This is a genomic window from Sphingomonas sp. Leaf32, from assembly GCF_001421765.1.
GTDB lineage: Bacteria > Pseudomonadota > Alphaproteobacteria > Sphingomonadales > Sphingomonadaceae > Sphingomonas.
This window is the reverse complement of record NZ_LMLA01000008.1, coordinates 179,212-192,772: the sequence shown is the minus strand read 5'-3', so window position 1 is coordinate 192,772 and position 13,561 is coordinate 179,212. Positions and strand designations below refer to the sequence as shown.

Here is a 13,561-nt window from a genome sequence, read left to right as displayed (position 1 = left end):
CACCCCGGACTTGATCCGGGGTCCCGCTTCTTCTTCTTGCCGACGGTAGCGAGAAAGCGGGACCCCGGATCAAGTCCGGGGTGCCGAGAATTGAATTTCCGTTCGTCCTGAGTAGCCACTGAGCTTGTCGAAGGGGCGTATCGAAGGACCGCACAAGTGCTTCGATACGGGTCTTAGAAAAGCTCAGCCCTACGCAGCACGAACGGTTTTGCAGAAGGCAAGTGCGTTCTGGATGCACTTGCCTCCTCAATACTCAACCGCATCCCCTCATCCCCGTTCGGTTCGAGCAGCTTCGAGCCTGTCGAGAAGCGTCTGTCGAGAACGCCCCGTTTGGGGCAAGCCCTTCTCGACTACGGTTCTCGACAGGCTCCAACCTCCGCTCGCAGCAAACGGAAGGGAAATCGGGGGTGAAGGAGTCCCCTCACTCCCCCGCCGCAACCGGAATCCCCGGCAATGCCTTCGACGTGCGCACCGTCGGCGACGTCTTCACGCTCGCCACATTGGGCGCGGTGATGAGCTGCGTCGTCAGCATCGACTGGAACGTCTCCAGATCGGCGGCCACGATCTTCAGGATGAAGTCGATTTCTCCGTTCAGCATGTGGCATTCGCGAACTTCGGGAATCGTCGCGATATGCGCTTCGAACGCGGCCAGGTCGCTGCCCGCCTGGCTCTTCAGGCTGACCAGCGCGAACACCGTGATCGTAAAGCCCAGCAGTCGCGGATCGAGCGCGGCGTGATAGCCGCGGATCGCACCGGCCTCTTCCAGCGCGCGCACGCGGCGCAGGCAGGGCGGCGCGGTCAGCCCGACGCGTTCGGCCAGTTCGACGTTCGTCATCCGTCCGTCCTCCTGCAACAGGGCAAGGATTTGCCGGTCGATACGATCGAAAGCCATGCGTGAGTTCCGTGATTGGGTTCGAATGATCGCCCTGCCTACAGCATTATAAAATTACGCGGAAGCGCAATTGTCCCACATTGCGACGTACCGAAAATGGGCAGTTCCGTATTAACGGTGTCGGGGTTAAGGGTCGTGGGCATCCCGGCTTCGCGAGGGTGCGAGTGACGGGAATCCGGTGCGCTTCGACGATACCCTCGAAACGGTTTTGGCCGCCGACCTGACGAGTGAGGGCGCGCGCGCCTCCGCATGGCGGCAGCTGGTCGACCTGATCGGGCGCGGTCGTGCCGCCGCCGATTCGCGCGCACTCGCGCTGTTGCGGGAATTGCGCGACGGCGTGCCGCGTACCGTCCGCGTCGCCAGCGCCCGCGACCTTGAATTTGCCCGTCCGCCCGCCGCGCTGGTCGACCTGCTGGCGACCGATGTCATCGAAGCGGCGGTGCCGGTGCTGCGCGGCGCCATGCTGTCGGTCGACGACTGGCTGGCGCTGCTGCCCCGCCTCGGCTCGGCGGCGCGCGGCGTGGTCCGCAACCGTCGCGACCTCGACCCCGCCGTGCAGCGCGCGCTCGACAGCTTCGGCGGCACCGATCTGGTGCTGGGCGACGATAGTGCCGCGGGCGATGCAGCCGCACCTGCCGCCATCCGTAACCCCGGCGAAGGCCGGGGTCTATCGCCGCAACCGGACGACGCCCGCCCCACAGAAACCTCAGCCTCCGCTGGGGTTGCGGCTGTTGTAGAGGCGCAAGATCCGGCGCCAAACCTGTCGACTCCGATGGCGGACGCTGAAGAAGTCCCGCCCGCCGCATCGTCGCTCGCCCCCAACCGTCATCCCAGCGAAGGCTGGGATCTCCCGCCGCAGTCGGACGACGCCAGCCTCGCAGAGACCCCAGCCTCCGCTGGGGTGACGTCCGTGGTGGAGGCGCAAAACCCGCCGCCGGACATGCCGTCGCCGATGGCGGACGCTGACCACGTCACGCCTGCCCCCAAGCGTCACCCCGGCGAAGGCTGGTATCTCCCGCCGCAATCGGACGACACTCGCCCCACAGAGACCCCAGCCTCCGCTGGGGTGACGCCTGTGGCGGATGCCGCAGATTTGCCACCCGAACCACGCGCCCCCGCCGATCAGGCCGATCTGTTCGCCCCCGCCACCGACCCGGCCGGCCCCTTCCGCATCGTCGATGTCATGGCCCGGATCGAGGCGTTCGAACGGACGAGCGACGTCGCCCCGCCGCCGCCGCCCATAACGGGCACGCATGACAGCTTCCGCTTCGAAACCGACGCCGCCGGCCTGATCCGCTGGGTGGAGGGGGTGAGCCGCGCGCCGCTAATCGGCCTGTCGCTTGATTTCGGCGCCGCGCCCGGCACCGCGCGCTTCGACGGCGTGGCGGCAGGCGCGCTGCGCCAGCGCAGCCCGTTCCGCGACGCGCGGCTGGTGATCGGCGGCGACAGCGATGCGGCGGGCGAATGGACCGTGTCGGGCGTCCCCGCCTTCGACCATGCGACCGGCCGTTTCACCGGCTATCGCGGCACCGCACGCCGCCCGCGCCGCGACGAACGCGCCGAACCGGTCGTCAACCGCGACGCCGGCGTCGCGCAACTGCGCCAGCTCGTCCACGAACTGCGCACCCCCGCCGGGGCGATCGCCGGCTTTGCCGAGATGATCGAGGCGCAACTGCTCGGCCCCGTGCCCCCGGTCTATCGCGACCGCGCCGGGGCGATCCTCAACCATTCGCGCGATTTGGTCGCGGTGATCGACGACCTCGACCTCGCCGCGCGGATCGATGGCGACGCGCTCGACCTGCGCGCCGACAGCGTGGCGTTGCGCCCGGTGCTCGACGTCATCGCCGCCGACCTCGCCTCGCTGTGCGACTTGCGCGGCACGTTGCTGGAAATCGAGCCGACCGACCTGTCGGTGTCGGGCGATCGCCGCGCGGTCGAACGACTGCTCGCTCGGCTGCTCGCGACCCTGGTGTCTGCGGGCGAACCGGAGGAATCGATCTACGTCCGCATGGGGCTGGAGGGAGACGGGCATATCGCGATCGTGCTCGACCGGCCGCAGGCGCTGGACGCATGGCCCGGCGACAGCGTGTTCGACGTCGACGATGACGAAGGCGACCAGTCGCTGCTCGGCACCGGCTTTGCCCTGCGCCTCGCCCGCAACCTTGCCAGCGAACTGGGCGGTACGCTCGTCTTCGGCACCGCCACGCTGACGCTGCGCCTGCCGGCGGCGGACGCGGCGGAGGTCGGGCAGGCGCAACAGCGGTGACTCCCCCGTTTCGGCCCGCCGATGGCCGGCCGGTGGTCTGGCGCGACGGCTTCGGGACGCGCTTCACGGTGTTCGTCGATACCGAGGAGGAATTCGACTGGCGCGCGCCCTTCCGCCACGATGGCTGGGGCGTGGCGACCACCGCCGCCTTGCCCGGCGCCCATGCCCGGATGGCCGGCATGGGGGTGCGCAGCTGCTATCTGGTCGATTATCCGGTCGCGACCGATCCCGCCGCCGTCGACGCGCTGCGTGCCGTGCTGGCGCAGGGCGACGCGACCATCGGCGCGCAGCTCCACCCATGGGTGAACCCGCCCTTCGACGAAACCTTGTCGGCGCATAGCAGCTTTGCCGGCAACCTGCCCCGCGTGCTGGAGGCGGCGAAGCTCGATCGGCTGACCGACGCGCTGACCAAGCTCGCCGGCACCCGCCCGACCGTCTATCGCGCCGGCCGCTATGGCCTTGGTCCCAATACGCTCAAGCTGTTGGCGGAACGCGGCTACCGGCTCGATAGCTCGATGCGCGCCCGCTACGACTATGGCGCGCAGGGCGGGCCGGACTATCGCGCCATCGCCAACCATGCCTTCCGCACCGGCCCCGATGGCGGCATCGTCGAATTGCCGCTGACCACGGTCTTTACCGGGCGGCTGCGGCGGGGCGGCGGGGCGCTCTACCGCGCCGCCGGCCGTATTCCACGCGGGCGCGGCATCCTGGCCCGGACCGGCCTGCTCCACCGCGTCGCGCTCACGCCCGAGGATATGCCGCTGGCGGATGTGCTGGAGGCGATCCGGGTGGCGGTGGGGGAGGGGACGCGCGTCCTCAACTTCGCCTATCACTCGCCCAGCCTCGTCCCCGGCCACACCCCCTATGTCCGCGACGCCGCCGACCTCGCCGCCTTCTGGCGCTGGTGGGGCGCGGTGCTGGCGTTGCTCGCGCGGCTGGACGTAGCGCCGGCATCGAGCGACGACATCCTCGCCGCCGCCGACTGATCCTTCGCGCGCACGGTGCGTTCGGTCCCGCGAAGGGAATTGCCGATGCTGAGCCGCCAAGACGAACACTGGATGCGACAGGCGATCGCCATCGCCCGGACCAAGGGCGACGACCCCTCCTGCTCGCCGCTCGGATCGATCATCGTCCGCGGCGATCGCGTCCTCTCCGCCGAACCCAACCAGACGGACGTGTTGCCCGACGCCACCGCCCATGCCGAGATGATGGCGATCCGCCGCGCCTGCGAGAGCGAAGGCGACATGGAGTTGCGCGGCGCGACGCTCTACTCCACGCTCCAGCCCTGCGGCATGTGCACCATGGCCACGATCTGGTCGAAGGTCGCCCGCGTCGTCTATGGCGCCGGCCGCGCCGACGTCCACGCCATGTATTTCGAGGACCGCCACATCGACACGCTGACCTTCATCGCCGATGCGTACCGCGACGACATCGTGATCGAGGGCGGCTGCCTGCGCGACGAATGCGCGGCGCTCTATTACGGTCCCGACGACGATGTTCCGGAGGAGGAACAGGGGAATATCTGAAGGGGAGTGGCGCAGGTTACTCCTACCACCACCGTCATCCCGGCGAAGGCCGGGATCCATTGTGTCGGGTGCTGCCGGCTCCAGCCGTGACCCAAGAAAAAGGGGCCGGAAGCGCAAAGCCTCCGACCCCTGTTTTCTTGTCGGCCGACGCGGGAGTAAATCCCGCGTCGTCGGTCGGGAGCTTGCGCCCCCGCCGGCCGGCCTCGGGCCGTGCCCTGCGGCACGGCGTCGGCGCTTACGCGCCTGCGACCTCGGCCGTGTCGACCTTGATCCCCGGGCCCATCGACGAGCTGACCGCAACCTTGCGGACATACTTGCCCTTGGCGCCCGACGGCTTGGCCTTCACCACCGCATCGACCAGTGCGTCGAAGTTTTCGCGGAGATCAGCGGCCGAGAACGACGCCTTGCCGATGCCCGAATGGATGATGCCGGCCTTTTCGACGCGGTATTCCACCTGGCCGCCCTTGGCCGCCTCGACCGCAGCCGCGACGTTCATGGTGACCGTGCCCAGCTTCGGGTTCGGCATCAGGCCCTTGGGACCCAGGATCTTGCCGAGACGACCGACCAGACCCATCATGTCCGGGGTCGCGATGCAGCGATCGAAGTCGATCTTGCCGCCCTGGATCGCGTCCATCAGGTCCTCGGCACCCACCACATCGGCACCCGCCGCGGTGGCTTCCTCGGCCTTCGCGCCGCGCGCGAACACGCCGACGCGCACGGTCTTGCCGGTGCCCTTGGGCAGGGTCACCACGCCGCGGACCATCTGGTCGGCGTGACGCGGATCGACGCCCAGGTTCAGCGCGACTTCGATCGTCTCGTCGAACTTGGCGGTCGCATGGGTGCGGGCAAGCGCGATGGCTTCATCGACACCGTACAGCTTTTCGCGATCGATCGCGGTGGCGAGGGTCTTCGCCTTCTTGGTCAGCTTGGCCACTATCTTAACCCTCCACCACTTCGAGGCCCATCGCGCGGGCCGAACCTTCGATGATCTTCGTCGCCGCGTCGATGTCGTTGGCGTTCAGATCCTTCATCTTCATCGTGGCGATCTCGCTCAGCTGCGACCGCTTGATGCTGCCGGCCTTCACCTTGCCCGGTTCCTTCGAACCCGACTTCAGGTTGATCGCCTGCTTGATGAGATAGGTCGCCGGCGGCGTCTTCGTCTCGAAGCTGAACGAGCGGTCGGCATAGACGGTGATGATCGTGGGCAGCGGGGTGCCCTTCGAAATGTCACCGCTGGAGGTCTGCGCGTTGAACGCCTTGCAGAATTCCATGATGTTCACGCCGCGCTGACCCAGCGCCGGGCCGATCGGCGGCGACGGCTTGGCTTCGCCCGCCGGCACCTGCAGCTTGATATAGCCGGTAATCTTCTTGGCCATGTTCACTCTCTTTCAAGTTTAGCGGTTCGTGCGGCGCGGTCCTGCCGGACCGGCCTCCCGCCATGGTTTCCAAAACTGTCGTTTGGGAAGCGGCGCGCTTAGCGCAAACGCCGCCCCCTTGCAATGTTGGATTCCGCCTGATCCGGTAGTCCCATGCCCGGACCCAAGCCACGCCCCTATTCCCGCAAGCAGGCGCTGCAAAACGCCGCGTTCCTGACCGAACTCGAACGCAGCGGCAATGCAAGAGACGCCGCCCGCGCGACCGGCCTCAACCGCTCGATGCTCACCAAGCGCCGCAACGCCGACCCAGACTTCGCCCAAAGGTGGGAGGCGGCGCTGACCCTCGCCGCCGCCCGCCTGTCCGATCCGGAGCGCACCCAAGGCCCGGCGCGCGTCGTCCGGTCGAAAGGCCGCCTGCAACTGCGCGTCTCGAAAGCCCGCACCATCGACCGCGACGCCGAACAACGCTTCCTCGCCGCCTTGAGCGCCACCGCCAATGTCCGCCTCTCCGCAGCCGCCGCCGGCTTCGCGCATTCGAGCTTCTACGCCCGCGCCCGCCACAATTCCGGCTTCGCCCGCGAGATGCGCGTGGCACTGGCGTTGGGGTCGGAACGACTGGAACTGGCGCTGCTCGAAAGCAGCCTGCCCGAAAGCAGCACCCACGACCATTGGCGCCACAACGATCCCCCGCCGATCCCGCCGATGACCGTCGCGCAGGCGATGCAGATGATCGCGTGGAACGACAAGCGCGCGAAAGGGCTGGCCGAACCCGACCTCGCCCCGAAGCGCGGCGAGAGCAACGCGGATTTTATCGCACGCAAGGCGAAGGACTATCGCGCCGGGCTGCTGCTGGCCGAGGAGGAGATGCGGATGGTGGAATATGCGCAGCTGGAGTGGCGGCGGGGTGGGCGACGCAGCCAATGGGAGCCGGGGGGCTGGGAGGTGGCGTTGGAGATTGCGTTGCGGAAGGGGTGAGATTTCAGCGAAATCCCCAACTGCATCTGTTTGCAACCGGTATTATTTTGCTTAATCTTCAAAATGTTGCCGTACTTATTTTGGTTCTGAGGTGGTGCATGATTGAAGATATAGAACTAAATTTCGGATCAAGTTTGGGTGAGCAGCCGCTCCGCTTTGAGCCTAAGTCCCTTACCGTTGTTATAGGTCCTAACAATTCCGGCAAGAGCAAGATGATAAGCGAAATAGCTCATCAATGTATGAATGGTACTATGGTACCATCTGATGTTATTATAAAAAGTATAAAATTTAAAGAATTTGATTACCATGCAGTACAAATTCTGCTGGATTCACTCGAGGTCAGGGCACCCGCTGGTCAAAGTCTATATTCCGGGCACATGTTCGTTAATCAGAGAGGTTCGGTTTCTCAGGTAAGCAAAATTATGCTTGAAAATGCTCTCCGAAATCCAAACGACTTCACTCACAGGCACTATTTTGCAGCAGCGTATTCTGGCGTTAGAACAAAAACTCTAGACGGGAAGAATAGAATTTCACTTGCTGATCCTCAAGCGGGTGGGGACCTTCAACAGCCAGCGGTTTCGACATTTCAACATCTTTTTAAAGATGACAATCTTCGTAAGAAGTATCGCCAGCTCGTATATAAGAGTTTGGGTGGGTATGCTGTTATTGATCCAACAAAGCTTGGCACATTGCGGCTGCGACTCTCTCCGACAGAGCCGGAGAGTGCTGATCTTGAGCGTGGGTTGGGTAATGCGTCCCTCAAATTCCACTCTAACGCACAGCTAGTCGAAGAGGCAAGCGACGGGGCAAAGGCGTTCACTGGAGTTCTTTCTGAGATATTGGCAGGCAATCCAGAAATATTACTAATGGATGAACCGGAGGCATTTTTGCATCCGGCGCTAGCATTCAATATGGGGCGCGAAATATCTAGATCTTTAGCGTCAAGCAATAAGCAGATGTTTGTATCTACGCATAGTGCGCAATTTCTGATGGGATGCATACAATCGGGCGTGCAAATGAATGTTATTAGGCTGACCTATAGGGAAGGAGTCGCAACTGCACGCCTTTTGCCTTCCGAAGAAATCAAGAAATTGATGAGAAATCCGCTTTTAAGGTCGACAGGTGTTATTTCCGCGTTGTTCTATGAAAGTGTGGTGGTCACTGAGGGGGATGCTGACCGAGCATTTTATCAGGAAATCAACGAGCGACTACAAGCTATTGGTGCTGGTATCCCAAACTGTATATTCATCAATGCTCAGAACAAACAAACGATACCGCTTATCATCAAGCCGCTTCGATCATTGGGAATACCTGCTGCGGCCATTTACGATCTAGATGTAATCAAAGAGGGTGGGGGCGTTGCAACGAGATTTTTCGATGCTGCGGAGATACCGGAACTGCAGCAAGCCAGCTTAAATATGCTACGATTATCTGTTTTGGGTGCATTGAGTTCGTCGGATAGTAATTGGAAGATAAATGGGGGAACTGAGGTTTTGTCAGGAAGTGACAAGATAGCTGCTGATAATTATTTTGATCAAATTGAAAAGTACGGTGCCTTTGTAGTGCGTCGAGGAGAATTGGAAAAATGGTTGCCGTCTGTTCATAATGGAGGGCATGGACCGACATGGCTAATTCCCATGTTTGAGGCCATGGGAGAGGATCCCGATGCGCTAAATTATGTTAAGCCTGAGGATAATGATGTATGGAAATTCATGAACGACATAGCATCATGGCTTCTGGACTCCTGCCGTCAAGGAATACCTAACTAGCTATGCTCCGTTGCTATAATCGCCGGGAACCCTCTCAACATGAACAAAAAACGGCGCAGGGCCTTCGCCCTACGCCGCTAACGTCGGTCGGGTTGTACCCGCCGGCCAGTGTCCGCCGTCTCACGAATAGCGTTCGCTATTCGTGTGCGGACAGCAAGTTTCGGCTTTGCCTTACTTGCTTCGTTCCACCTGCTCGAAATCCAGTTCCACCGGCGTTGCCCGCCCGAAGATCGACACCGAAACCTTCACCTTCGACTTGTCGAAGTCCAGTTCCTCGACCACGCCGTTGAAGCTCGCGAACGGGCCGTCCAGCACCTTGACCGAATCGCCGATCTCGAAATCGACCTTGATCTTCTGCTTGGTGGGCGAGGCGGCGGCCTCTTCCTTGCTGTTCAGCATCCGCGTGGCTTCCGCCTCGCTGATCGCCTGCGGCTTGCCCGACGATCCCAGGAAGCCCGTGACCTTCGGCGTGTTCTTGACGAGGTGATAGACCTGGTCGCTCAGGTCCAGCTTCGCCAGCACGTAACCGGGCATGAACTTGCGCTCGGACTGCACCTTCTTGCCGCGACGGACTTCGGTCACATTCTCGGTGGGGACTTCGATCGCCTCGACCGCATGGTCGAGGCCGAGGCGCGTCGCTTCGGTGAGGATCGAATCGCGGACCTTGCCCTCGAACCCGGAATAGGCGTGAATGATGTACCAGCGCGACATGGGTGTCCTTAAAGCTATGGGGGGTGCGACGGCGGTTACTGCGCGAGCTTCAGCAAGCCCTTGACGATCGCGTCGAACGCCGAATCCACGCCGAGGAAGAATACCGCCAGCAACGTGGTCATGATGACGACCATCACCGCGGTCATCACCGTTTCCTTGCGCGTCGGCCACGTCACCTTGGCGGTTTCGGCCCGGACCTGCCGCATGAATTCGACGGGGGTAACTTTCGCCACGAGCATGACCTTCATTATCGGTTCGACCGACTGCCGGACACAAGGCCCCGTCCGGTCCCTGTCAGAACCGGCGCGACCCATCCACGCTGTCGGATTGGGCATGGTATCTAGCGATCTCGCGCGCCGGAAGCAAGCGGGCGGGGCAGGGGCCGTTCGCACCGCCCGCCAAGTGGTTCGCCCACCACCGTTCCGCCGCCCGCCGTCCCACAGCCCGTTCGCTTACAACCGTTCCTCGCCCCTGGAGCACCGCCGCCGCCCCAATCGTCACCCCGGACGTGTTCCGGGGTCCGCCGAGCCGCGATCGCGCTCGATAGAGGCGCACACCGCACCGATTGTCGCGCCGTGGACCCCGGAACAAGTCGGGGGTGGCGGAGAGGCTTGGGGCGTCGATTAGAACGAATACCGGGCGTAGCCGAAGGTCGATCCGACCTCGATCCGGTCCGGGGCAACGTGCAGCGTCTGCCGCGCCTCCCCGCTCAGAACCGATAGCCGAACCCCGCCACCGCATGGCGCCGGTCGAAGTTCAGCCCCTCATATATCTTGTCCTTCGTGCGGAAGTTCGTCGCGACCAGTTCGGCCTTCACGAACGCGCGGCTGCCCAACCCGACTTCCCCGCCCAGCCCGAACTGCATCCCCGCATAGGTCTCGGTGGTCTTGTCGGTGCTGAACGCGAATTCCAGCGGCATCGACGCATAGCCGACCTTGCCGTACAACTGCGCCCGCTCGGCGACCCGCAGCCCCAGCCGGACGCCGCCCGACAACTCGCCCTTGGCCCGCTGGCACAATTCGGTAAACAGCCCGACATCGTCGCACCGCTTCGTCGACGCCCCGGCATAGCCGGCATAGGCCCCCAGCAGCACCGTGCCGCCGATCGCGACGTCATACCCGATCTCGCCGCCATAGCGGATGCCGTCGGCACCATCATAATATTTGGTGTCGCCGTCGATATAGTTGACCTCCAGCCGGTCGTACCCGCCCAGCACCTCGACCCGGAACCCGGTCATCGGATCGCGATAGGTGACTTCCTCGCCACCATCGCCATAGGGATCGAACGGCTTTTCCGCCGGAGCCTGTTGTGCCAGCGCCGGCGTCGCGGCCAGCATTGCCGCCGACGCGGCGACCATCATCTGCTTCATGTCTTCCCCCCTCTGCGCGATCGTCGCGCTGGCGGGGAGATGGCGGTCATGTCGTTTCGGGAAAGTTACGATTCCGGCAATCGTATCCGAAACGGTTACAACAGGCTGATCGCGGCGAACCCGCCGACCAGCGCCACGACCAACAACAGGCCGATCAGCGTCAGCCGCTTTTCGATGAAGTCCTGCACCGGCTGTCCGTATTTCTTGAGCAGGAAGGCGATCAGGAAGAAGCGAAAGGCGCGGGTGATCGCCGCGGTCAGAACGAACAGCCCGAAATTGAACTTGGCGAGGCCCGACGCGATCGTCACCAGCTTGAACGGGATCGGCGTCAGCCCTTTCAGCAGGATGATCGCCGCGCCATATTTCGCGAACGACGCCTGGAACGCGGTCGCCTTGTCCTGCAACCCGTACAGGTTGATGACCCATGCGCCGACCGTGTCCCACAGGAAGTATCCGATGGCATAGCCGACCATACCGCCCAGCACCGACGCGATCGTACAGATCGCCGCGATCTGATACGCGCGGCTGCGATGCTGCAAAATGACCGGCACCAGCACGACGTCGGGCGGGATCGGAAAGAACGAGCTTTCGCAGAACGACACGACCGCCAGGCTGCGCACCGCATGGCGATGATTGGCGAGGCGGAGCGTCCAGTCGTACAGCGCGCGGAACATCGTCGGCGAATCCAGTCCAATAGTTTCGGGGATCGGCGCGGCGGCGCGCTGGCACGAGTGGAGGGATTCGAACCCCCGGCCCTCGGTTTTGGAGACCGATGCTCTACCAGCTGAGCTACACTCGTGTGCGGACGCGGCCTCTATCCCGGTCGAACCGGAAGGGCAAGGCCAAATCCGGGATAGGGAAGCGCAGCCCTGTAGGAAAGCGAAAAATCAGGCCGCGATGGCGTAGGGTTTGATCTCACCCTCGAGGTACAATTTGCGCGCCTTGGCCCGGCTCAGCTTTCCCGACGACGTGCGAGGCAGGGTGCGTGGCGGGACCAGTTCGATGACGCAATTCATGCCGGTAACCGACCGCACCCGCTCGCGAATTTCCTCGCGCAGCCGCTGGCGCTCGCCCTCGTCCGACGCCCGGCACTGGACCAGCACGGCGGGCGTTTCCTCCCCGCCCGGCGTGGTGATGGCGAAGGCGGCGATATCGCCGGCCTTGAACCCCGGCAACTGCTCCACCGCCCATTCGATGTCCTGCGGCCAGTGATTCTTGCCGTTGACGATAATCATGTCCTTGGCCCGCCCGACGATATAGACATATCCGTCAGACAGATAGCCCATGTCCCCGGTGTCCAGCCAGCCATCGACCATGCACGCGGCCGTCGCTTCCGGATCGCGGAAATAACCGCTCATCAGCGATGGTCCCTTGCACCAGACCTTGCCGATCGCGCGCTCGGGCAGGGGGCTGCCGTCCTCCTCGCGGATTTCGATCGCCATGTCCTTCACCGGCTTCCCGCAATTGACGATCGCACGATAGCGCTGCGGCCGGTCGGCGCGGCCGGTGCCGCCGGAAAGTTCCGTCTCTTCAACCAGTTCGACGATGATCCCTTCGCCCGGCGGCATGATCGCCACCGCCAGCGTCGCTTCCGCCAGGCCATAGGATGGCAGGAAGGCGGACGCCTTGAACCCGGCATCGGCGAAGGCGTCGACGAACGACTGCATCACGTCGGGCCGGATCATGTCCGCGCCGTTCCCGGCCAGCCGCCAGCGCGACAGGTCGAACCGGTCCGCCGCCTTGGTCTGGCTCGACATCCGCCTCGCGCAGATGTCGTAGCCGAAGGTCGGCGAGTAGGAAATCGAATTGCCGGTATTGCGGGTGATGAGGTCGAGCCACGCCAGCGGGCGGCGGGCAAAATCCTCTGTTTTCAAATAGTCGGTCGATACCTGGTTGGCGACGACCGACAGGAAGCAGCCGACCAGCCCCATGTCGTGATACCAGGGCAGCCACGAAATGCAGCGATCCTGATCGGCCAGCTCCATCCCGTGGCTGTGCGCCGACAGGTTGTTCAACAACGCGGCATGGGTAATCTCTGTCCCGTGCGGAAAGCGGGTCGATCCGCTCGAATATTGCAGGTAGCAGATATCGTCGCTCAACGCCTTCGGCAGCTCCACGACGGGCGCCTCGGCGAGCGAAAAGCTTTCCCAGTCAATGCCTTCGACGCCCGCGATCCGCGCCGCCTCACCGGCCATCGCCTCCAGCTCGGCCGGGTAGAACAACGTTTTCGGATCACAGCTGGCCAGCTGCACGCGCAGCTGTTCGACATAGGCCTCGCGCCCGCCGAACGACGTGGGCAGCGGCAGCGGTACCGGCCAGGCGCCGGCATAGACGACGCCGAAGAACAGCGCGGCGAATTCCGGCCCGGTTTCGGCGACCAGCGCGATGCGGTCGTTCGGGCGCACGCCCTTGGCGATCAGGCGAAATGCCTGTTGCAGCGCATCCTCACGCATCTCACGGAACGGGTAGGGGCGCTTCAGCGCGCCACGCGCATCGTGGAAGTTCAGCCCGCGCGACCCCTGCGCCGCATAGTCCATCGCGTCGCCCAGCGTCGCGAAGTCCGCGAACCGGCGCGGCAACGCATCCACGGTCGGGGTGGCTTCCGGCGAAACTGCAACACTTCCTTCAAGATTCGTCGTCATTCTTGTCCAACTCTCAGGCTCGTTCGCGCGATACG

At 63.7% G+C, this 13,561-nt stretch carries 13 protein-coding genes and 1 tRNA gene; 5 read left to right on the top strand and 9 right to left on the bottom strand.

Features of this window, described 5'->3' with window-relative positions; translation table 11 throughout:
- Positions 1-421 precede the first annotated feature (421 nt).
- A complete protein-coding gene (locus ASE83_RS11360; RefSeq protein ID WP_055789770.1) occupies positions 422-892 on the bottom strand; it encodes an Lrp/AsnC family transcriptional regulator in 471 nt (156 codons plus the stop codon).
- Between the two features lie 178 nt (positions 893-1,070).
- On the opposite strand from ASE83_RS11360, the gene ASE83_RS11355 reads away from it, so the two are divergent.
- From ASE83_RS11355 to ASE83_RS11345, 3 genes are read left to right on the top strand one after another with little or no spacing between them, the layout of a single operon-like run.
- Positions 1,071-3,158, top strand: a complete 2,088-nt coding sequence (locus ASE83_RS11355; RefSeq protein ID WP_055789768.1) for a histidine kinase dimerization/phospho-acceptor domain-containing protein — start codon at positions 1,071-1,073, stop codon at positions 3,156-3,158.
- Positions 3,155-4,144: a polysaccharide deacetylase family protein gene (locus ASE83_RS11350; protein WP_055789765.1), complete on the top strand. Its 990-nt coding sequence runs from the start codon at positions 3,155-3,157 to the stop codon at positions 4,142-4,144. Before ASE83_RS11355 ends, ASE83_RS11350 begins: the two co-directional genes overlap by 4 nt.
- Positions 4,145-4,189: 45 nt before the next feature.
- Entirely contained in the window at positions 4,190-4,684 is a 495-nt protein-coding gene (locus ASE83_RS11345; protein ID WP_055789762.1) for a nucleoside deaminase, read from the top strand.
- 235 nt (positions 4,685-4,919) lie between these two features.
- Here ASE83_RS11345 and rplA read toward each other — a convergent pair whose 3' ends face one another.
- Positions 4,920-5,618 carry a 50S ribosomal protein L1 gene (rplA, locus tag ASE83_RS11340; protein WP_055789759.1) on the bottom strand — a complete coding sequence of 233 codons (699 nt, stop codon included), beginning with the start codon at positions 5,616-5,618 and terminating at the stop codon, positions 4,920-4,922.
- Between the two features lie 4 nt (positions 5,619-5,622).
- On the bottom strand, positions 5,623-6,060 hold the full coding sequence (gene rplK / locus ASE83_RS11335) for a 50S ribosomal protein L11 (protein WP_055759834.1): 438 nt from the start codon (positions 6,058-6,060) through the stop codon (positions 5,623-5,625).
- Positions 6,061-6,213: 153 nt separating this feature from the next.
- On the opposite strand from rplK, the gene ASE83_RS11330 reads away from it, so the two are divergent.
- Both ASE83_RS11330 and ASE83_RS18205 read left to right on the top strand, forming a co-directional pair.
- A complete protein-coding gene (locus ASE83_RS11330) occupies positions 6,214-7,035 on the top strand; it encodes a hypothetical protein (protein WP_055789756.1) in 822 nt (273 codons plus the stop codon).
- Positions 7,036-7,133: 98 nt separating this feature from the next.
- Entirely contained in the window at positions 7,134-8,804 is a 1,671-nt protein-coding gene (locus ASE83_RS18205; protein ID WP_235515986.1) for an ATP-dependent nuclease, read from the top strand.
- A gap of 171 nt (positions 8,805-8,975) precedes the next feature.
- Here the strand turns inward: ASE83_RS18205 and nusG are convergent, their stop codons facing one another.
- The 6 genes from nusG to ASE83_RS11300 form a co-directional block, all read right to left on the bottom strand.
- The gene (gene nusG, locus ASE83_RS11325) at positions 8,976-9,515 is read right to left on the bottom strand and encodes a transcription termination/antitermination protein NusG (RefSeq protein ID WP_055789753.1); all 540 of its coding nucleotides are present in this window, start codon (positions 9,513-9,515) and stop codon (positions 8,976-8,978) included.
- Positions 9,516-9,550: 35 nt separating this feature from the next.
- Positions 9,551-9,748, bottom strand: a complete 198-nt coding sequence (secE, locus tag ASE83_RS11320) for a preprotein translocase subunit SecE (protein WP_082443319.1) — start codon at positions 9,746-9,748, stop codon at positions 9,551-9,553.
- A 476-nt stretch (positions 9,749-10,224) separates the two neighbouring features.
- Entirely contained in the window at positions 10,225-10,884 is a 660-nt protein-coding gene (locus ASE83_RS11315; RefSeq protein ID WP_055789747.1) for an outer membrane beta-barrel protein, read from the bottom strand.
- Positions 10,885-10,979: 95 nt separating this feature from the next.
- Positions 10,980-11,558, bottom strand: coding sequence for a YqaA family protein (locus tag ASE83_RS11310; protein ID WP_055790244.1), 579 nt, complete (start codon positions 11,556-11,558; stop codon positions 10,980-10,982).
- Positions 11,559-11,607: 49 nt separating this feature from the next.
- Positions 11,608-11,683 (bottom strand) — tRNA-Trp (locus ASE83_RS11305).
- A gap of 88 nt (positions 11,684-11,771) precedes the next feature.
- Positions 11,772-13,526: a fatty acyl-AMP ligase gene (locus ASE83_RS11300; RefSeq protein ID WP_055789745.1), complete on the bottom strand. Its 1,755-nt coding sequence runs from the start codon at positions 13,524-13,526 to the stop codon at positions 11,772-11,774.
- Between the last annotated feature and the right edge of the window lie 35 nt (positions 13,527-13,561).